The sequence below is a fragment of the Pseudomonas sp. NY15364 genome (genome assembly GCF_048068235.1).
GTDB classification, from domain to species: Bacteria; Pseudomonadota; Gammaproteobacteria; order Pseudomonadales; family Pseudomonadaceae; genus Aquipseudomonas; species Aquipseudomonas mendocina_D.
This window is the reverse complement of record NZ_JBLUPX010000017.1, coordinates 20,632-40,884: the sequence shown is the minus strand read 5'-3', so window position 1 is coordinate 40,884 and position 20,253 is coordinate 20,632. Positions and strand designations below refer to the sequence as shown.

At 61.8% G+C, this 20,253-nt stretch carries 17 protein-coding genes and 2 pseudogenes; 9 read left to right on the top strand and 10 right to left on the bottom strand.

Translation table 11 applies throughout. From position 1 onward, the window contains the following. Nucleotides 1-68 precede the first annotated feature (68 nt). The 8 genes and pseudogenes from ACNFCJ_RS15240 to ACNFCJ_RS15205 all read left to right on the top strand — a co-directional run bounded on the left by ACNFCJ_RS15240 (nucleotide 69) and on the right by ACNFCJ_RS15205 (nucleotide 9,634). Nucleotides 69-980 (top strand): SMP-30/gluconolactonase/LRE family protein, encoded by a 912-nt coding sequence (locus ACNFCJ_RS15240; protein ID WP_416772218.1) that lies wholly within the window; start codon nucleotides 69-71, stop codon nucleotides 978-980. A 287-nt stretch (nucleotides 981-1,267) separates the two neighbouring features. Beyond that, a complete protein-coding gene (locus tag ACNFCJ_RS15235; RefSeq protein ID WP_416772217.1) occupies nucleotides 1,268-2,902 on the top strand; it encodes a DUF1302 domain-containing protein in 1,635 nt (544 codons plus the stop codon). Between the two features lie 26 nt (nucleotides 2,903-2,928). Next, entirely contained in the window at nucleotides 2,929-4,284 is a 1,356-nt protein-coding gene (locus tag ACNFCJ_RS15230) for a DUF1329 domain-containing protein (RefSeq protein ID WP_416772215.1), read from the top strand. A gap of 54 nt (nucleotides 4,285-4,338) precedes the next feature. Beyond that, nucleotides 4,339-5,379, top strand: coding sequence for a WD40/YVTN/BNR-like repeat-containing protein (locus tag ACNFCJ_RS15225; protein ID WP_416772213.1), 1,041 nt, complete (start codon nucleotides 4,339-4,341; stop codon nucleotides 5,377-5,379). Next, complete coding sequence (locus ACNFCJ_RS15220) at nucleotides 5,376-7,775, top strand: efflux RND transporter permease subunit (RefSeq protein ID WP_416772211.1); 2,400 nt, start codon at nucleotides 5,376-5,378, stop codon at nucleotides 7,773-7,775. Before ACNFCJ_RS15225 ends, ACNFCJ_RS15220 begins: the two co-directional genes overlap by 4 nt. Nucleotides 7,776-8,002: 227 nt before the next feature. Beyond that, nucleotides 8,003-9,028, top strand: a pseudogene (locus tag ACNFCJ_RS15215) (PAS domain-containing protein); the annotation flags it as partial. 78 nt (nucleotides 9,029-9,106) lie between these two features. Next, nucleotides 9,107-9,301: pseudogene (locus ACNFCJ_RS15210) on the top strand (methyl-accepting chemotaxis protein); the annotation flags it as partial. A gap of 9 nt (nucleotides 9,302-9,310) precedes the next feature. Beyond that, the gene (locus tag ACNFCJ_RS15205; protein ID WP_416772275.1) at nucleotides 9,311-9,634 is read left to right on the top strand and encodes a DUF3325 domain-containing protein; all 324 of its coding nucleotides are present in this window, start codon (nucleotides 9,311-9,313) and stop codon (nucleotides 9,632-9,634) included. Nucleotides 9,635-9,693: 59 nt separating this feature from the next. Here the strand turns inward: ACNFCJ_RS15205 and ACNFCJ_RS15200 are convergent, their stop codons facing one another. The 8 genes from ACNFCJ_RS15200 to galB form a co-directional block, all read right to left on the bottom strand. Next, nucleotides 9,694-10,524 carry an ABC transporter ATP-binding protein gene (locus ACNFCJ_RS15200; RefSeq protein WP_416772209.1) on the bottom strand — a complete coding sequence of 277 codons (831 nt, stop codon included), beginning with the start codon at nucleotides 10,522-10,524 and terminating at the stop codon, nucleotides 9,694-9,696. After that, nucleotides 10,521-11,573 (bottom strand): FecCD family ABC transporter permease, encoded by a 1,053-nt coding sequence (locus tag ACNFCJ_RS15195; RefSeq protein ID WP_416772207.1) that lies wholly within the window; start codon nucleotides 11,571-11,573, stop codon nucleotides 10,521-10,523. Before ACNFCJ_RS15195 ends, ACNFCJ_RS15200 begins: the two co-directional genes overlap by 4 nt. 1 nt (nucleotide 11,574) lies before the next feature. Then, nucleotides 11,575-12,573, bottom strand: a complete 999-nt coding sequence (locus ACNFCJ_RS15190) for a FecCD family ABC transporter permease (protein WP_416772206.1) — start codon at nucleotides 12,571-12,573, stop codon at nucleotides 11,575-11,577. Then, nucleotides 12,573-13,487 carry an ABC transporter substrate-binding protein gene (locus ACNFCJ_RS15185; protein WP_416772204.1) on the bottom strand — a complete coding sequence of 305 codons (915 nt, stop codon included), beginning with the start codon at nucleotides 13,485-13,487 and terminating at the stop codon, nucleotides 12,573-12,575. The genes ACNFCJ_RS15190 and ACNFCJ_RS15185 overlap by 1 nt, the downstream gene beginning before the upstream one ends. A 124-nt stretch (nucleotides 13,488-13,611) precedes the next feature. Beyond that, the gene (locus tag ACNFCJ_RS15180; protein WP_416772203.1) at nucleotides 13,612-14,499 is read right to left on the bottom strand and encodes a DUF1932 domain-containing protein; all 888 of its coding nucleotides are present in this window, start codon (nucleotides 14,497-14,499) and stop codon (nucleotides 13,612-13,614) included. Next, on the bottom strand, nucleotides 14,496-15,581 hold the full coding sequence (locus ACNFCJ_RS15175; RefSeq protein ID WP_416772201.1) for a 4-oxalomesaconate tautomerase: 1,086 nt from the start codon (nucleotides 15,579-15,581) through the stop codon (nucleotides 14,496-14,498). Before ACNFCJ_RS15175 ends, ACNFCJ_RS15180 begins: the two co-directional genes overlap by 4 nt. Nucleotides 15,582-15,583: 2 nt before the next feature. Next, nucleotides 15,584-16,300 carry a 4-carboxy-4-hydroxy-2-oxoadipate aldolase/oxaloacetate decarboxylase gene (locus ACNFCJ_RS15170; protein WP_416772199.1) on the bottom strand — a complete coding sequence of 239 codons (717 nt, stop codon included), beginning with the start codon at nucleotides 16,298-16,300 and terminating at the stop codon, nucleotides 15,584-15,586. Further along, nucleotides 16,297-17,031 (bottom strand): 4-oxalmesaconate hydratase, encoded by a 735-nt coding sequence (gene galB / locus ACNFCJ_RS15165; protein ID WP_416772197.1) that lies wholly within the window; start codon nucleotides 17,029-17,031, stop codon nucleotides 16,297-16,299. The genes ACNFCJ_RS15170 and galB overlap by 4 nt, the downstream gene beginning before the upstream one ends. Before the next feature lie 147 nt (nucleotides 17,032-17,178). On the opposite strand from galB, the gene ACNFCJ_RS15160 reads away from it, so the two are divergent. After that, entirely contained in the window at nucleotides 17,179-18,372 is a 1,194-nt protein-coding gene (locus ACNFCJ_RS15160) for a LysR family transcriptional regulator (RefSeq protein WP_416772195.1), read from the top strand. Here ACNFCJ_RS15160 and ACNFCJ_RS15155 read toward each other — a convergent pair whose 3' ends face one another. Further along, the gene (locus tag ACNFCJ_RS15155; RefSeq protein WP_416772193.1) at nucleotides 18,373-19,695 is read right to left on the bottom strand and encodes a TRAP transporter large permease; all 1,323 of its coding nucleotides are present in this window, start codon (nucleotides 19,693-19,695) and stop codon (nucleotides 18,373-18,375) included. Beyond that, nucleotides 19,695-20,216, bottom strand: a complete 522-nt coding sequence (locus ACNFCJ_RS15150; protein ID WP_416772191.1) for a TRAP transporter small permease — start codon at nucleotides 20,214-20,216, stop codon at nucleotides 19,695-19,697. Before ACNFCJ_RS15150 ends, ACNFCJ_RS15155 begins: the two co-directional genes overlap by 1 nt. Nucleotides 20,217-20,253: the final 37 nt, after the last annotated feature.

Genomic DNA, 20,253 nt, shown 5'->3' with positions numbered 1-20,253 from the left:
CGTGTTTGCGTGCCGCGCAGGGCCTACGACCCCTGCGTTTCAATAACTACAACTTGGTGGATAGCACTATGTCGGTACAACAAGAACAACGCCAACTGAACGTCCTGACCAGCGGCCTGATCTTCGGTGAGAGCCCACGCTGGCGGGACGGCATCCTGTACATATCGGACATGCTCGGCAAGAAGGTCTACGCGATCGATGCGGCGGGCGCGAAGACGGTCATCGCTGAGATGCCGAACAAGCCCAACGGCCTGGGCTTCCTACCCAATGGCGACTTGATCCTCAGTTCCATGCACGATACCCGGTTGTATCGCTACACCCCCGAAGGGCTCGAGCTCTACGCGGACCTGTCCCGGTTCTACACCGGCTATGTCGGCGATATGGTCATCGACCAGCAAGGCCGCATCTATGTCGATGACGTCGGTGCGCGGGTGTTCGAGGGCGAAGCCCTCAAACCCGGTCGCGTGGTAATAGTCGAGCCCGATGGCGAGATTTCGGTGGGCGTCGAGGGCTGCACCTTCCCCAATGGCATCGTCATCACCCCGGATCAGAAAACCCTGATCTTCGTGGAAACCTTCGCCGAGCGTCTGTCTGCGGTCGACATCGTCGATGGCCGCCTGGAGAACCGCCGCGTGCTGCTGGATCTGGCCCAATGGTTCCCCAGCGAAGAAGACCGTGCCCGCAAGCGTGGCTGCGTCGATGGCATCAGCATCGACGCCGAAGGTGGCATCTGGCTGAGCATGCTGCGCGACGAGCAGTTCATTCGCATCGACAGCCAGGGCCAGATCACCGATCGCATCCCGATGCCGGGCTACGAGTGCATCGCGAGCACCTTGGGCGGTGAGGATGGCAAGACCCTGTTCATGGTGGCGACTAAGGTGCCGGGCGACAACATTTTCGAGGCCATGGTCAACCTGAGCACCGAGTCCACCATCTTCACCACCCGCGTCGCTGTCGGCAAAGGCGCAGGACGTCCCTGATTCCTTTGGTTGGGCGTTAAGCAGGCTCGTCCTCGGGCCTGCTCTTTTTCCTGCGAGACAGTAACTCCCATAGGTGTGAGCTCTGCTCGCGAGAGAGCCTGTTCGCTCGCGACGCTCCGCTCCTACACAACAGGGTGAAACGACATCGAAGCACATATTGACACTATCTCAATTAATGATTAGGCTGAATTTGAGACTGTATCAATTGATGCGAAAAGAAGACGCTCCAAGTCGTTCGGAAAGATTCTCGCGGTACCAATAAAAATAATATTTTCGAGGTGTCTCTCATGCGTGAAGCAAACAACAATACGCGTCAGTTGAGCCGGGTCGCGCCCCTGCTGTGCGTCCTGCCGCTGTATGCGCCGCTCGCTGGTGCCTTCCAGTTAAAATTCGATGATCCGGAGCTCAAGGGCTACTGGGACAACACCCTGAAATACAGCAGCGCGTTCCGAGTAGCGGGCCAGGACAGCACGCTGACTGCCGACGCCAATGCCGATGACGGCAATCGCAACCTGGACAAGGGCCTAGTTTCCAATCGCTTTGACCTGTTCTCCGAACTCGGCCTGAGTTACCAGGGCTTCGGCTTTCGTCTCAGCGGCGCGGCCTGGTATGACGATGTCTACAACAAGGGCAACGACAACGATTCGCCGGCCACGCTGAACCATCTTGGTCAGTCCGACGAGTTCAGCGATGAGACGGAAAAGCTTGCCGGGCGCAAGGCGGAACTGCTCGACGCCTTTATTTACGGTTCCGGCGACATCGCTGGTCATCGAGCCTCGCTCCGCCTGGGCAAGCACACCCTACTGTGGGGCCAGAGCCTGTTCTTCCCCACCAACGGTATCGCCTACGGCCAGGCGCCGATCGACGTGCTCAAGGCTCTGTCGGTGCCCAACACCCGTGCCGCTGAGCTGTTCCGGCCGATCAACCAGTTCTCCACCCAGTTCCAAATCAACGACACCACCAGCCTGGCGGCCTTCTACCAGCTCGATTGGGAAAAGACCCGCCTGGCTCCGGTTGGCAGCTTCTTCAGTATTGCGGATGTGATCGGCGAAGGTAACGAGCGCATCATCATCGGCCAGGACGCCGGTCTGGGCGATGCTTATGGCAACATCATGCTGTACCGGGGCAAGAGCCGCGATGCGAGCAAGTCCGGGCAGTTCGGTGTGTCGCTGACCCTGCGCCCGGGCGACGGCGACACGGAATATGGCCTCTATGCCCTGCGCTTCAACAACCGCCTGCCGCAGCTCTACGCCTATCCGGGCAAGAGCTTCCAGCAACTGCCGGGCCAGGTAGGCGAGTTCGCCGAAGTTTATTCCGAGGGCATCAAGATGCTCGGCGCGAGCTTCAGCACCAGCGTCGGCGAGGCCAACTTCGCTGGCGAGCTGTCGACCCGCTTCGATATGCCGCTGCGCAGCAACGACCCTGTGATGGTGCTGGATCCAAACGACGACAGCCGTAATCGTCATGCCAAAGGCCGTTCGCTGCATGCGCAGCTGTCGACCATCTACTTGGTGCCACGCACGCCGCTGTGGGAGTCGGCGACCCTGGTCGGGGAACTGGCTTGGCATCGCCTGATGTCGGTCACCGACAACCGCGAGCAGTTCAACAAGCGTGACTTTACTGATAGCGCCACCGGCGTGCGTTTCGTTCTGGAGCCTAGCTACTTCCAGGCCTTGCCCGGCCTTGACCTGTTCGTGCCGATCGGCGCTGGCTACACCCATGGTAAATCGCCGATCGACCCCGCTTTCAACAATTACAACGCGGATGGCGGCGGTGACATGAGCATCGGCTTGCGTGGGGTGTACGACGGCGTCTGGAACGGCCTGATCAACTACACGCACTTTTACGGCAGCGCCGGTGCCAGCACTAACGCCTACCGCGACCGCGACTTCATCTCGATTTCCATCCAGCGTGCATTCTGATGCGCGCCATGCTCCGAGGTATTCCCATGAATTTCTCTCGCTCCCTTATTGTCGCGAGTATCGCACTGACCTTCCTCAACACCGCGCAGGCAGCGGTATCCGTAGAGGAGGCCGACCAGCTCAAGTCCGTCCTTACGCCATTTGGCGCAGAGCGTGCCGGTAATGCCGACGGCAGCATCCCCGAATGGACCGGCGGCTACACCACCCCTGACAACAATTACAAGCCGGGTGGCCGGCGCGGCGATCCGTTCGCCAACGAGCAGCCGCTTTTCAGCATCACCTCGGCAAACTATAAGGACTACGCGGATCGCCTGATTGAGGGACAGCAGGCGATGTTCGCCAAGTACCCGGACTATCGTATCGACGTCTACCCGACCCATCGCACCGCCGCCGCGCCTCAGTGGGTGTACGACAATACCTACCGCAATGCCCTGGAAGCCAAGTTGGTGAAGGATGGCCAGGCCGTGACCGGTGCCTATGGCGGGGTGCCGTTCCCGATTCCGCAAAACGGCAACGAAGCCATGTGGAACCATATGCTGCGTTGGCAGGGCGAGGCCTACACCTTCGAGTTCAGCGCCTACAACGGCACCTCCACCGGGCGTACCTCGCTGACCTCCACCAATAGCGGCTTCTACCAGTTCCCTTACTACATCCGTGATGGCCGCGAGACCTTCAATGGCCTCTATCGCCAGCTCAAGCTGATCCCCACCGCGCCGCCGCTACAGGCGGGGCAGTCGATCCTCGCCCTCGACCCCCTCGATCCGCTGGCCAAGGGCCGCCCGACCTGGCAGTACCTGACCGGCCAGCGGCGCACGCGCAAGCTGCCCAACGCCGCCTACGACACGCCGGCGTTCGTCACTTCCGGGCAGATGAACTATGACGAGGTGTACCTCTTCGAGGGGCCGATGAACCGCTACGACTGGAAGCTGGTCGGGAAGCAGGAGCTCTATGTGCCCTACAACAACAATAAAAACCTGCAACCGGCAAAGGACACTGACATCTTCGGCGCGAACTTCCTCAAGCCGGAGCATGTTCGCTGGGAGCTGCACCGCGTCTGGGTGGTCGAAGCGAACCTGGTGCCGGGCAACCGCCATGTTATGCCCAAGCGTAAGTTCTATCTCGACGAAGATACCTGGCAGGCCGTTCTCGCCGACAACTGGGACGCCAAAGGCCAGCTCTGGAAGACCGCCTACCTGCTGAACTTCGTCGCTCCTGATCTGCCTGGCGTCGTGAACTCCAGCTTCGGTGTCTACGACCTGCAGACCGGCAACTGGTTCGCCAACACCGTGATCAACGGCGCGACGGATCAGGTGACCTTCCGTGAGCCGTGGCCCAACTCGTTCTTCACGCCCGACTCGCTGGCGAGCGAAGGCGTGCGCTGAACTCCGGCCGCGCCGGGAAGCCCGGCGCGGCCTTTACGTATGAGCGGAAATGAGATGATCAAGCATCTATATCGCGTCGGCCTGCTCTGCTTGCTGACGCTCTCGCAGAGCGTTCTGGCCGCCGGTCTGGGCGAGGTGTCGAGCTACCTCACCGCGATCGGCCAGGCTGGCGAGCGCTTGGTGAGCGTGGGCGAGCGTGGCCTGGTGTTGTTGTCCGACGACAATGGCGACAACTGGCGCAGCGTCGACAGCGGCGTGAGTAACACACTTACTGCCGTCGAGTTCTACGATGACCAGGTCGGCCTGGCCCTGGGACACGGCAGCAGCATTTTGAAAACCAGTGATGCCGGCGCCACCTGGCGCCCGGTACTGCACGGCATGCAACTGGCGCAACTGACCCGTAAAGCTGCGGCTGGCGCGCACGTCGAACAGGCCGCGCGGCTGGAGCGCTTCGCCCAGCGTATCGAGGACGGTGCCGCTAGTGATCCACTGTTCGCGGTGTTGTTCCTCGACGCCCGCACAGTCTTCGTCGTTGGTGCTTATGGCATGGCGCTGCGCTCGGACGATGGCGGTGAAAGTTGGCGAGTTTGGATGGCCCATGTCGACAACCCGCAGGAACTGCATCTTTATGCCATCCGGCGTGCCGGCGAGGTGCTCTACCTTGCAGGTGAGCAGGGTTACCTAGCCCGTTCACTCGACCATGGGCAGTCGTTCATACAGCTGGAGACCGACTACGCCGGCAGCTTCTTTGCCTTGCACGGTACTGCGGGGGGCGAGGTAATTGCTGCCGGGCTGCAGGGCCAGGTCGTGCGCAGCGTCGATCAGGGGGAGAGCTGGCAGCGTCTTGACAGCGCGCAAACGATGACGCTGATCGACGTGCGCGAGGATCGCCAAGGGCGCTTGCTGTTCGCTGCGCTCAATGGTGATGTCCAAGTGCTGGAGGGCGCCACCCTGCAGATACTGGGGCCGCAGGGCAGCAGCCCGTTGTCGGCGTTCGCGGTCGATGCCAGGGGCAACCTGCTCGCGGTCGGCGCGCTGGGGATTCGACGGATCGCCGTCGCTAACGAATTGTCCGTATCGGGAGTCAGTCCATGAGTCAGCAAAAGGCAACAGGGCATGCCGATATTGCCGATCCGCAAGCGTTCGACAAACACTACGCGCCACTCATAGAGCGGTTTCTGTTTAATCGCCGCGGGCTGGTGATGCTGTTCTGCGTAGTGATAACGGCGATTCTGTCCCTGCAACTGCGCCACCTCGAATTCAATGCCAGCTTCGAGAAGATGATCCCCTACGATCACCCGTACATAGAGCATTACTTGGAGAACAAGGACGAACTCACGGGGCAGGGCAACTCGCTGCGCATCGCCGTGTACAACCGTAACGGCACTATCTATGACGCTGCCTATCTGGAAACGCTCAAGCAGATCAACGACGAGGTGTTCCTGATCCCCGGTGTCGACCGCCCCTTCATGCGCTCGTTGTGGACACCCTCGACGCGCTGGATGGCGGTGACTGAGGATGGTCTCGATGGTGGCCCGGTGATCCCCGACGACTATGACGCCAGCGCCCAGTCGCTGGAGGTCGTCGCGTATAACGTCGAACGCTCCGGCGAAATGGGCAAATTGATCGCCCTGGATGCTCGCTCGAGCATCATCTACCTGCCGCTTTTGTCGATAGATACTGAGACCGGGAGCCCCATCGATTATCACGCGTTCTCTGAACGCCTCGAAAACCTGCGCGACAAGTATGCGCAGCAGGGCGTCGATCTCTACGTTATTGGCTTCGCCAAGGTGGTCGGGGACCTAATCTCGGGTCTGCAGCAGATCCTGGTGTTCTTTGTGCTGGCGGTGCTTATTACAGGCGCCGTGCTGCTCTGGTACACCCACTGCTTGCGCAGCACGCTGCTGGTGTTGGGTTGCTCACTCGTGGCGATCGTATGGCAGCTGGGTATGCTGCCTCTGCTGGGGCTCGGGCTGGACCCGTTCTTAGTCCTTGTTCCCTTTCTGGTTTTCGCCATCGGCATCAGCCATGGCGCGCAGAAAATGAACGGCATCATGCAGGACATCGGCCGTGGGGCGCACAAGCTGTTCGCCGCACGTCTCACCTTCAGGCGGCTGTTTCTAACAGGCCTGATCGCGTTGCTATCGGATGCAGTAGGCTTTGCCGTGTTGTCCGTGATCAAGATCCAAATCATCCAGGATCTGGCCGTGGTAGCGAGCCTGGGCGTTGCGGCGTTGATCTTCACCAATCTGGTCCTGTTGCCGATTCTGCTGTCCTATGTCGGGGTGAACGCTCGTGCTGCACGGCGCAGCCTACAAAGTGAGGAGGCCGGTACGCTCAAGGTGGAGCGCCATCCGGTATGGCTTTTCCTCGATCGCTTTACACAGCGCCGATGGGCCACCGTGACGATTGGTGCGGCAGCCGCTCTGGCAGTATTCGGGTATCTGGTCGGCCAGCAGGTGAAGATCGGAGATCTTGAGCCCGGTGCGCCAGAGTTGAGAGTGGACTCGCGCTACAACCTGGATAACGCCTTCATCACGACCCACTATGCCGCCAGCGGCGATGTGATGATCGTGATGGTGCGCACGCCTGAGAACCAGTGTGCTTTATACGATGTTCAGGCCAAGGTCGATGAGTTGACTTGGCAACTGAGGAAACTCCCGGGGGTCGAGTCCATCAAGTCGCTGGCCGACCTCAGTCGTGCCGGCCTGGTGGGCATGAACGAGGGAAACCCCAGGTGGTACGAGCTGACCGGCAACCAGGCAATGCTGAACTCGATCGCTACCAATGCAACGCGTGACCTCTTCAATCAGGACTGCAGCCTGCTCTCCATGTTTGTGTATCTGGCCGACCACAAGGCCGATACCCTTGATAGCGTGACTCAGGTAGTCGAGCGATTCGCGCAAGCCAACTCCACGGAAACTGTGCGCTTTCTGCTTGCCGCCGGTAACGCAGGCTTCGAGGCAGCGACCAATCAGGTGGTGAAAACCGCCAAGACAGAAATGCTGATCTGGGTGTACTCGGTTGTCGCGCTGCTGTGCCTGCTGACCTTCCGTAGCTGGCGCGCGACTTTGTGCGCCATTCTCCCGCTGATGCTCACCTCGGTACTGTGTGAGGCGTTGATGGTCGGGCTCGGGATTGGCGTCAAGGTCGCCACGCTTCCTGTCATCGCGTTAGGGGTGGGTATCGGCGTTGACTACGCTCTCTATGTGATGAGCGTGTTGATTAGGCATCGCAGTGAAGGTTCCAATTTGTCCGAGGCCTACTATCGCGCGCTGCTGGGGACCGGCAAGGTGGTGATGCTGACAGGAGTGACGCTGTCCGTTGCGGTGTTCTTCTGGTTCTTCTCGCCGATCAAGTTCCAGGCAGATATGGGGATCCTGCTGGCCTTCATGTTCCTCTGGAACATGCTTGGCGCGCTGATCCTGCTGCCTGCGCTAGCACACTTTCTGCTGCCTGACCCACAAGACATTGAGGCGCCGGAAGGATGACCGGGCAGATCGAGTGTCGGAACTGACTGTTTCTTCAACCTTGACCCGCTAGGCATGAGGGCTCAGCGATTCGGCTGAGCCTTCTGCGTGGATCACCTCCAAAATGCCTGCCGGACAAGCGCATTACCCGCCGCTGAATAAACCATTTAAACCTTGGCTGGCGCTGTTCATGGCGCCTTTTTACCCGCGCGGCATACCGGCGGCTCGCCAGCCGTCTGCGTTGGGTGATGCCGGTATTGACCAAGGAGTTCGCCATGTTTCTTTTTTCTGCTGCACGCATTGCCAGGAGGACGCTGCTGCAACTGTCCGGGCTGCTCGGCGCAGACGAGCAGGCTGCCGCGCTGAGTGACGTACAGCTTGTCCGACGGGCGGAGGCCGAGTTGCAGCGTGTCCGCGATCGTCTGGCCGAGTTGCAAGGGCTGCATGCCGAGGTCGAGGCTGCATTACACCGGCTGCAGGGGCGATACGCAGAACTGGAGTCGAGTCATCTATTGGTCGTTGATCGCCTCCACCTGCTGGAGTCCTGCGCCGAGGAAGGCTACTGGGAGGTTGCAGTCGGCAAGGGTGGGGCCCTGGATTTGCAGGGCGGACTGTTTGTTTCATCCGGACTGAGACGCTTGTTCGGCCAGGACGCCCCCGTTTGCCTTGCGCACTGGCTGGAGCGCGTGCATGTGGATGAGCGGCAGACGCTGCAGCGATCGCTGAATGCCTGGGTGATGAGACAAGCGAGTGTTGCCCCCTGTTCGCTGGAGTTCCGCATGAGGGTGGCTTCTGGCGACTACCGCTGGTTCCAGGCGCGCAGCAGTGTTGGGCGAGACGAGTCCGGGCATCCGCTGCGTATGCTGTGTACCTTACGGGACATCGAGGTTTGCAGGCAGCACGGCGCCGAGTTAAGCACCAGCAGGCTCCGTTTCCAGTTGACGCTAGAAACCATTCACGACGCGTTATGGGATATGGAGGTCATCGCGGGAGATCCGGTCAACCCACGCAACGAGGTATGGTGGTCGCCCCAGTTCTTGCGACTGCTAGGCTTCGACAGCGTCGAAGATTTCCCCAGGGAACTGAACAGCTGGGCTTCGCGCGTCCATCCGGAAGACCGCCAGGGCAGCATCAGCGCCTTCGCTGCCTATATGCAGGATCGCGATGCGACTGCGCCTCTCGAACTCACCTACAGGCTGCAGCTCAAGAATGGCAGTTACCACTGGTTCCGTTCGCGCGGGCTCGCACAACGGTGCAGCGATGGCACTCCGTTGCGCGTCATGGGTTCTCTGATCGATATCCAGAATGAGCATGAGGAAGCCGAGTTGCGAAGGGTGCAGGTGAGTCAGCACCAAGTACTGCAGGACAGCCTGAGAGGCCTGGGCGAGATAGTAAGTACCATCCAGGGGATTGCCACGCAGACCAACCTATTGGCGTTGAATGCTGCGATTGAGGCTGCGCGAGCAGGAGAGAGTGGCCGTGGCTTTGCGGTTGTCGCTGATGAAGTGCGAACCTTAGCAGTTCGGACTACTGAGGCGACTCGACAGGCTAAATTGATGATGGGTGCCTTGCTGCTGGCCTATGTGGGCATGTCGGCGTTGTGCATGGGGCTTGAACGGTCGTTCAGGCAGGTGTTCAAGCATATGCCTAGTGCGCTTTCGTGTCGCTGCCTGCGGGCCTTGGGCTGGTTACTGCTGGTCGCCAGTCTGGCCTTCAGCGTGCGCATGTGGGGCGTGGCGGCTGGGATAGTGGGCTGGGTCGGTGTGATGAGCGTGGCGGGGGTGGCTCTGATCATGCTGCTGCCCTACGCGCCGCGGGTTGCGCTAGCGTTACCCGGTTTCGCCGGGCTGGCTTGTACCCTGATCAGGGTATTGCCCTGACAACCGCGCAGGCATCGGCAGCAGTGCCACGTGCCTGCGCGCTGGCATCGCCCTGCCTGTCAGCGCTGCGCTGCACGCTGGATACCAGCGATCACTGGGGTACCGCTGACCGGGTCGTTGAGCAGCACGCAACTGACGTCGTACAGCTGTTTCACCAATTCCGGCGTGACAATGTCGCGTGGCTTGCCTTGGGCGATGATGGTGCCTCGATGCATGGCTACCAGGTTGTCGGCGTAACGACAGGCGCTCGATAGATCATGTACCACCATCACGATGGTCTTTCCGGCCGTCGTCAGTTGGCGAATTAGCTCGAACACCTCGATCTGATGGCTGAGATCGAGTGCTGAGGTCGGTTCGTCGAGCAGCAACAATGGGGTTGCCTGGGCGATGGCCATGGCGATCCAGGCCCGCTGGCGCTGGCCACCGGACATCGATTCGAGCGGTCGGTCAGCCAGATCGAGCAGATCGGCTGCAGCCAGCGCAGCGTCGACGATCCTCTGATCCTGCTCGCTCCATTGGCTCAGCAGGCCCTGATGTGGCTGGCGGCCGAAACGGATCAGCTCTGCAACGGTCAGCCCTTCAGGTGCGCTGGCGTCCTGCGGCAGCAGAGCCAGGCGTCTGGCCACCTCACGCGAAGGCTGGCTGGAAATCACTTTGCCGTCCAGTAGCACCGCACCAGTGCTGGGCTTTTGCAGGCGCGAGAGGGCGGCAAGCAAGGTGGATTTGCCACAGCCATTTGGGCCGACGATCGCTGTGACCTGAGCCGGCGGAATGTGCAGATCCAGTTGGTCGATCACCCGCCTGCGCTCGTAATCCATGCTCAGCCTTTGCGCTTCCAGACGCACGTCACCCTGGCTGCCGTCGTTGAACAAGGTGGTGAGTGAGGTCATGGCGAACTCCGTTTGAGGGGGCGCAGCAAAATCCACAGTAGGAAGGGCGCGCCGAGGATGGCTGAGATGATACCCACCGGTACCTCGATGGGAGCCAGCAGGCTGCGGCCGAGCCAGTCGGCAAGAATCATGAGCAATGCGCCGCAAAGCGCGCTGTTGATCAGCGGTACGCCATGACGTGCGCACAGGTAGCGTGCCAGCTCCGGCGCGACTAGGCCGATCAGGCCGACTGGGCCGGCCACAGCTACTGCCAGCGCGGTCAGCCAAACGCACAGCAGCAAGGTCAGCAGGCGCATCCGCTGCAGGCGGATGCCAAGCCCGATCGCCACGTTGTCGGAGAAGCGCATCAGGTTCAGCGAGCGCACCAGCAGCTTCGCTGCCGGCAGGCCCAGGGCCAGGCCGAACCCCAGCAGCCAGATTGCCTGACTCGGGCGGGCGTTGAGGCTGCCGACCGTCCAGGGGTAAGCGGCGTTGGCAGCATCGATATCGGAGCGGGCCAGCATCAGATTGGTGACAGCGCCGAATATCGCCCCGACGGCGATGCCAACTACGATGAAACGGTAGCCACGGGCGCCGCTGCCGGATGCCAGAGCCAGGGTCAACACGGCGGCCGTGATCGCTCCCGTCAGCGCCAGGGCGGACGGGGCCAGGCTGATGGGCACTGCCACGATGGCGGCGACGGCAAAGGCGGTGGCGCCGTTGTCGATACCGATTACGCCCGGAGTCGCTAGCCGGTTTCGGGCCAGTGTCTGCAGTAGGCATCCGGCCGCGCCCAGTGCTGCTCCGCTGAGCAGTCCGGCGCATAGGCGAGGCAGGCGCAGCTCCTGAATCAGGAACAGTTGCATCCTGCTGCCCTCCCCGAAGATGGCGCGCAAGGCGCCCCAGAGCGTCAGATCGTCGACACCCGCGGCGAGTATCAGGGCTGAGCACAGTAGTAGCAGTGCGCTCAGTAACACGGCCACCCAGCTGCCACGCCGGTGAATCAGCAGGCTGTAATGGCTTAAGCGCAGGGCGCGATAGCCACTGATCGTGAGGGAAGGTCTGGACATCTCAGAGCATCGGCAAGCGACGACCGCGGACCACGGCGATCAGGATCGGCGCGCCGACCAGGGCGGTGATCACCCCGACCGGCAGTTCATAGGGGCGCACCATCAGGCGCGAGAGGGTGTCGGCAAACAACAGCACGCAAGGCCCCAGCAGCAGGCTCAGGCCGAGGGTGCGGCGCACATCCGAGCCCACCAGGCGGCGGGCGATATAGGGCACGATAAGGCCAATAAAGCCAATCGGGCCTGCCGCTGCGGTTGCTGTACCGACCAGCAAGGCCACCGCGATTAGCGTGCCGGCGCGAGTCAGGCGCGGGTTGTGCCCAAGGCCGCTGGCGACACGTTCGCCCAGCGCAAGCGCGGCGAGTGGCCGCACCAGCAGCAGGGCGGCGCTCAACCCTGCAAGCAGGCCTGGTAGGCTCCAGCTCATGGTTTCCAACGGCCGTCCAGCCAGAGCCCCGATGATCCAGAAACGCATCTCATCGGCGGTGCGCTGATCGGACAGCAGCATCAGGCTGCTCAGGGCCCCCAGCAATCCGGAGAATGCGGCACCGGCCAGTACCAGGCGCACGGGATCATCACCGACTCCGCGCAGTTGGGTCACAAGCATCACTAGCACGCAGCCGACTAACGCACCAACCACCGCGACGCCCAGATGCAGGCTTGCCGCCGAGGCACCGAGGTTGATTGCAAGCACCACGGCAAACGACGCACCGGCACTGACGCCCAGCAGCCCAGGCTCGGCTAGGGGGTTGCGCGTCACAGCCTGCAGCAGCACGCCGGCGGCACCGAGGGCCAGCCCGACCAGCATGGCCAGCTCGGTGCGTGCCCAGCGAAGTTGCCGGACGACAAAGCGGGCGTCCGCGTCATCACCGACCATTAGAGCCTGCAGGCTGGCACGCCAGCCGACATCGCCGGCGCCGAGCAGCAGGCTAGCGAGGGTCAACAGCAGCAAGCATAAAGCCGCCAGACTGGCGGCTCGTAGCAGTGGAACGCGTGAAGGCATCAGTGAACCAGCGCCTTCTCCACGTCATCCAGGATCTGTTCAGCGGCCAGGTAGCCGGAGCTGCTACTCCAAATTTGACCGTCAACGCTGATCACCCGATCGTTCTTGACCGCGTTCAAGCGGGTGAAGGCCGGCTGCTTGCGCGCCTCGTTGAGAGCCTTGCGACCGTCGGGGTTGAGCGTGGCGAGGAAGATCCAGTCGGCATCGACCTTGCTCAGGTTCTCCAGGCTGAGAATGTCGCTATGCGGTTTGCGCTTCTGCTCTGCGGCCAGTTCGTTGGCCTCAAGGCCCAGCGACTGCAGCAACTGGCCGACGAACAGGTGGCTGGACATAATGAACGGGCCCTGAGGGTTCCAGCGAACGACGCTGACTTTCTGCCCCTGCGGCAGTCGCTGGCGCAGGGCGTCGACGCGCTGGTCGATCTCGGCGATGCGCTGCTTGGCTTGGTCGGCCTTGTCGAGCGCCAAGGCGTAGGTGGCGTAGGTATCCCGCCAGTCCTGGAAGGTGCCGCCCTTGGGCACGATGGTCGGTGCCATCAGGCTGAGTTTCGCGTATAGATCGCTGGACAGCTCACTGGAGGCGAGGATCAGGTCGGGTTGCAGCGCCAAGATCGCTTCCAGGTTGGGTTCACGCACGCTGCCGACCAGAGCGATCTTGCCGGCCTTGGCCTTTAGGTATTCCGGAACGTCGTTGCCACCGCGGCTGGCCAGCGTGGCCAGGGGTTTGGCATCCAGCGACAGGGCGGCGTCCAGCGCGTTGTCACCGAGTGCCACGATACGTTGAGGGGTGCCATTGACTTCGACATTGCCGTAAGCACCTTCCAGCGACCGGGGCGCAGCCTGTACGGTCGCGCTTAGGAGCAAGCCAGCGGTCAGCAAGGCGGCGCTTTGGCGCAATAGGGACGTCAGGTACATGAGAAACTCCTGAATTGGCCCTTAAGGGCGATTAGATCGAAAGCAAGCTATCTTTTAATATGATATCTAATGTCAATCAATCGCATTTACCTTGGGTTTACATCCTGCCGTTGGATTCGCAGGTCTATCCGTACAACCTGGCGAACAGCTCTCGCCAGGCGAACGGCTGCATTTCGGCGTAGTCCAGCCGCTTCAGGCGCATGGTGTCAGCGAGAGCACGTTGGCTGCGGGCGATGGCTTGGCTCAGGTCGGCTGACAAGTTGGCGTCAATGAGGGTTTGCGCCGCTTCTTCCATCTCTTCGGCGCGCCGCCGGCCGTGTTCGGCGATGCGGCTGATCAGGTAGTCCGGCAGTACGCCGTCCCAGCCCATAGATGGAAAGCTCTGCTGCAGCGAGGCCAACACTTCCTCTTCGGCACCATAGTGGCGTGCGCTGGCCAAGCACTCCGCGGTCAGTGCTTCCAGGCCTTTGATCATTACGCTGCGGCACATTTTGATTGCCGCGGCAGTGCCGACCGCGCTGGCCACCGCGCGGGTGTGGAAGCCAAGATGGTTGAGCGCTGCCGACAGCGCTACCGCCTGGGCGCCACCGAGCAGCATGGGCGTGGCTAGGCGTTTCGGCGGGATCGGTGCCATCACCGCCGCGTCCACATACGACGCGCCGCCGGCCTCGATCAGCCTGGCGGCCTCCTGCTTGGTTGCAGGCGCCACGGAGTTGATGTCCAGGTAGAACTGACTGGCCCTCATCTCGGGCGCCAGTTGAGCGGCAACCGACAGTGCCTGGCCAGCGGTGACTGCGCTGATCAGCAGGTCGGTGTCGGCGCAGGCCTTCGCAGCACTGCTGCACAGGCGCACGTCACATTGCTCTGCTCGCTGGAGCATCAAGCACTGGCCAGGTGCGGTCTCGATCAGGCGGTCGTAGACCTGAACGTCAAGACCGCGCCCGCGAAGATCTGCGGCAATGATGCTACCGGCTTCGCCAAGACCGATCAGACCGACACGCTGGATACTCATGCGTCATGCCTGTCCCAAACGGCTCGCGGCACACAAACCATGCCATTGAACAGCAGGCGCGCGGTACGTACCAGGCCGCAGCCGATAGGTTGGCCTTGCTCCAGGCTCAGGTCGACGCTGAACTCACCACTGGGGTGTTCGACCGAGAGGCGTTGCCTGTCACCACCTGTGATGTGCGCCAGTGTGCTGGCCACCGTTCCTTCAAGAACGCAGGCGGTCGCCACGCTGACGGCGCCAAACACACCGATCGATGCGTGGCAGCGGTGCGGGATGAAACTGCGGGTATGGATTGCGCCACCCTGGCAAGGCGAGGCAATCAGCGTCATTTTGGGTACGTTGCGCTGGCTCACGTCGCCAAGATTCATGCGCGACCCCGCTTGCAGGCGGATCGACTCGAGGCGCGCCTTGAGTTCGGCGTTGCCGTCGAGTTCCTCGCGGCTCTCATAGCCGCTGATGCCCAGGTCTGCGGCCCGCAGCAGTACGACAGGCATGCCGTTATCGATGCAGGTGACATCAATATCGTCGAAGCGGTCAACGGGCGAGCCGGTGGGGAGCAGGGCGCCGCAACTGGAGCCAGCTACGTCGGCGAATTCGACGGTCAGCCCCGCCGCGCTGCCCGGTACGCCGTCGATACGGATATCGCCGGCATACTGAACCTGGCCCGCCGTGGTTTGAACGTGAGCAATGGCGATCTGACCGGTGTTCTCCATGAAGATGCGCACGGCCGTCACGTCACCGGCTGCCTCTACCAGCCCGCGTTCGAGGGCGAACGGCCCGACGCCCGCCAGAATGTTCCCGCAGTTCTGCCCATAGTCGACACGCGGTTCGTTGACCACGACCTGGGCAAACAGGTAATCGACATCTGCGTCCTCACGCGCGGAGCGGCTGATGATCGCGACTTTGCTGGTCAGCGAATCGGCGCCGCCGATACCGTCGATCTGCCGCGCGTCGGGCGAGCCCATGGCGGCCAGCAGAACCTGGTCGCGCTGCTCACCGGCTGGCGGCAGGTCTTCGGCGAGGAAGTAGGCCCCCTTGGAGGTGCCTCCGCGCATGAGCAGGCAGGGGATGCGGGTCTGGCTCATGGTCAGGCATCCAGCTCGCTGATGTCGTCGACGTAACGCAGGCCTTTTTCGGCCAGGCGCGGGCGCATGCCGTAGATATCCAGGCCCAGCTCACCGGCAGCCAGGCGCAGGCGCTTCTGCTCCTCGGCGTCGGCGCGTGTGCGTGCGGCAGCCAGCACTGATTCCACCTCGTTGCGACGTACGATGACAACGCCGTCGTCGTCGGCTACCACCACATCACCCGGATTCACCAGTTGGCCGGCGCAGACCAGCGGCAGGTTTACCGAGCCCAGTGTTTCCTTGACTGTGCCCTGGGCGTAGATCGCCTTGGACCAGACCGCGAAGCCCATTTGCCGAAGGGTATGGCTGTCACGTATGCCTGCATCAATGATCAGGGCTCGTACGCCGCGCGCTTGCAGGGAAGTGGCCAGCAGGTCGCCGAAGAAACCGTCGCTGCAGGGGGAGCTGGGGGCGACGACGAGGATATCGCCGGGTTGGCACTGTTCAACCGCGACGTGAAACATCCAGTTATCGCCGGGCGCCACCAGTACGGTAACCGCCGAGCCAGACAGGCCAGTGCCTTGCTGAATTGGACGGATCTGCGGGCCGAGCAGGCCCTTGCGGCCTTGAGCCTCGTGTACGGTAGCCACGCCCAGGGCGCCCAATGCATCAATGCTGGCGCTCGAGGCGCGCTGGATATTGCGCACCACTATCCCGGTCTTGCCGATTAGCTCGCTCATGCCAGGTTCTCCGTGACACGCGGGAACACGCTCTGGAAGCCTTCGGCGTAGATGATGTTGCGCGTGCTGGTGATGCCGACGTTACGCTTGGCCTGGACGCCGCGCTGCAGGGCGACGCGGGTGTAGTACTCCCACAGGTGTTCCTGGCCAGCCATGCACTGGATGGCCGCGTACTTCTTGTCCCACACCTCGGTGATGTCGAGGAAGGTGTCGGGGCGCCACTCGCACTGCTCAGGCTGGTGTGGTTCGAAGGCGTAGACCGGTGGCGCTGCGACGATCTTCTCGCCCGGCTTGTAACCCTCGGCCTGCGCGATGATGCGCGCTTCCTGGGTCAGGTTCATGGCCAGCGGGTGGTCGTAGTTGTACGGATCCTTCATCGAGTGGCTGAGCACGAACTCTGGCTGCACGCGCCGGAAGACATCAGCCAGGCGAAAAAGTACGTCGGTGTCGGCGCGCATCGGATAGTCGCCGATGTCGAAGAACTCGACGCTGGCACCGAGGATGTCGGCAGCAGCCTGCGCTTCCTGGCGACGCGCGGTTTTGACCTTCTCTTCGGTCATTTCGCCCTTGCGCCACAGCTTGGCGGACTCGCCGCGCTCACCGAAGGACAGGCAGACGATGTGCATGTCGTAACCTTGTTCAACATGCTTGGCAATGGCGCCACCGGCGCGCCAGACGAAATCGGCAGAGTGTGCACTGACAACCAGTGCGCTTTTTTTGGCTTGAGTCATGCGATGGCTCCCTTTTGATCTCATCGCAGAATCGCACTCAGGCTCAAGTGCGGCTAATGCGTTCGGTTGCACAGGGTATGCCTTTTGTTTATTGCTGCTTTCTCGGCCACAGGTCATAGTGACTGCCTTCGCAGTCAGGATGATTTTATGGTCAATCTGGAACTTCCAAACCTGATGCAGGTACGCGCCTTTGTCCGGGTAGCCGACCTGGGGACTGTTTCACGTGCTGCCGAGGTGCTGTTTCGAGCTCAGTCGGTGGTCACACGGGCTATTGCTGACCTAGAAACCTTTCTGGGCGTGCCGCTGTTCGAGCGCCATACGAACGGTATGCGTCTGACCGATTACGGCACCACCATTTTGCCGCGTGCCAGACGTGTGCTCGATGAGCTCGAGGGTGTATCGGTGCTGTTGGGTCATGCCACTGAGCCGTTATACCTCTACCAGGCCAGGCGTCTGCAGTTGTTCGTCAAATTGTATGAAACACACCATATGCAGACGGTCGCCAACCTCTTTGGTCTGAGCCAGCCAGCGGTCAGTGCTGCACTCAAGGTGCTTGAAGAGGGCTGTGGCCGCAGCCTATTCGAACGTACGCCGCGAGGTTTGCAACCCACCCGGAGCAGTCAGGTAATAATGTTTCCTGTACGTCGTGCGCTAAACGAGCTAGGGCATCTCGCCGCCGATCTTGCTGCCATGCGCGGTCAGCTTCAGGGGGTGGTGCACGTAGGCGCTCTGCCGCTTGGGCGTACACGCATTCTGCCCGAGGCCATCGTTCGTCTGACTTGTCAGCATCCTGCAGTACAAGTGGTCACCAATGAGAGTCCGTTCGATCTATTGGCCACCGATCTGCGTGCCGGTGATGTCGACTTCATTTTCGGTGCGCTGCGGCCGGCAGAGTATTCCAGTGACCTGACCAGTGAAGCACTCTGGCGCGAGGAGATGGTCATCGTTGCGCGTAACGGGCACCCGCTACAGCAGACTCCCATCGAGCCGCAGAGATTGCAACATGCACAATGGATCTTGCCTCGGGCCGGCTCTCCGGCGCGACAGATGCTTGATACCTGTTTCGTCGGGTTGGGCATGGCCGCACCCACCCTGCAAGTGGAAAGCGGTGACATGGCGGTGATCCGGGGGCTGTTGATGCGTTCCGATATGCTGGCGGTGGTGTCTGCGCATCAGCTGGAAAGGGAGATTGTTGCGGGCGAGTTATGCATCCTCGGCCAGCCGTTGCGGCATACCGAGCGCGCCATCGGTTTGACCTACCGCAGCGGTTGTCTGCATACCGCTGCGGCTCAGGCGTTAATGGCGGCTATTCGCGAGGTAGTGGTTGAAGGCGCGGGCTGATCAGCCCAACCAACGAATCAGGCACAGAGTGATGGACGGGAACAGCACCAGGATCACCACGCGCAGTATGTCGGAGACCAGGAACGGTACTATCCCGCGGAAGGCGTCACGCAGCGTGACATCCTTACTCATACCGCTGATCACGTAGACGTTCATGCCCACCGGCGGGGTGATCATGCCGATCTCCACGACCATCAGAGCGAGAATGCCGAACCAGATGGCCTTCTCGGTTTCACCCAGGCCGTAGAAGTCCAGCCCCATGATCATTGGGAAGAAAATCGGGATGGTCAGCAGGATCATCGACATGGTGTCCATGACACAGCCGAGGAACAGGTACAGCACCAGAATCCCAGTCAGTACCACGAAGGGTGCCATGCCGCTGTTACCGATGGTTTCGGCCAGCCATACGGGCAATTGCGACAGGGCCAGGAAGGCGTTCATCACATCGGCGCCGAGCAGAATCATGAAGATCATGGCGCTGCTGGCGGCGGTGCCGAGCAAAACTTTCTTGAACTCCGGCAGACGCATACCGCCCAGTGTGACCGCAAAGATGCCGGTGCCGACCGTGCCGACAGCCGCTGCTTCGGTCGGGGTGAACCAGCCACCATAGATGCCGCCCAGGACCAGCAGGAAAATCAGCATCACCGGCCAGACGCCTTTCTGCGCCTGCAAACGCTGGCGCCAGCTCAGGCGCTCCATGGCGGGGCCGGCTTCCGGATTGAGGCGCACATAAACGGCAATTGCCACCATGTAACCGAGTGCAGCCAGCACGCCGGGGATGAACGCAGCCATGAACAGAGCTGAGATGTTCTGTTGGGCCAGGATGGCGTAGAGCACCAGTACAACCGAGGGCGGAATCAGAATGCCCAGCGTGCCGCCGGCGGCCAGGCAACCCACCGACAGCGACCCGGAGTAGTTGTAGCGTTTGAGTTCGGGCAGGGCGACCTGGCCCATGGTGGCGGCAGTGGCAATCGACGAGCCGCACACCGCGCCGAAGGCGGCGCAGGAGCCGATGGCCGACATGGCCAGGCCGCCACGCCAATGCCCGATCATGGCTGCCGCCGCACGGAATAGGCCGCTGGCCAAGCCGCCACGGGAGGCGAATTGTCCCATGAGCAGGAACAGCGGGATGACTGATAAGTCGTACACGGTGTAACGGGCGTAGGCGACGTTTTTCAGGTAGCTCAACAGGGGCGACCAGCCACTGATGGTGACGTAGCCGGCGATTCCGGTTAGCAGCATGGCGATGGCGATCGGGATGCGGATCACCAGCAATACCAGCAATGCAGCCAGAAACAGGCCGCCGATTTCAACGCTGCTCATCAGCCGCGCTCCTTGTTCAAATCTTGCCAGGCGGTATACAGGGCAGTCAGGGTCAGGCAGGCGAAGCCGACCGGGAAGGCGCTCATCGACCACCACAGCGGCAGGCCCATGATGGTGGATTCCTCGCCCGTGGCGATGGCATCCATCACCCCAATGCCGGAACGCCAGGCCAGCAGCGCGGCCGATAGGGCAACCAGCATGCCGCCGATGGCATCGAGCCAGGCGCGCACGGCGGCGGGGGCGTTGAGGGTGAAGACGTCAACGATGACGTTGCCGCGGTTGAGTTGGCACAGCGGAAGAAATAGGACAATGGCGATGCCACAGCCCATCTGCACCAGCTCCACGTCACCGAGTAGCGGCTCATCGAATAGGGTGCGCATCAGGATGCTGTAGCTCGACAGCAGGGTCAGGGCGATCAGCACCACACCGCCAACGTAGGCGAGCACTCTCGCCAGGTGCGTCAGGGCGCGTGCGACAGGCGCGTCGGGCAACGCGCCGTCTTCGATCAGGGGTTCACTCATGGGAGGCTCCGAGCCGGGCGCGCCGGTCAAGGCGCGC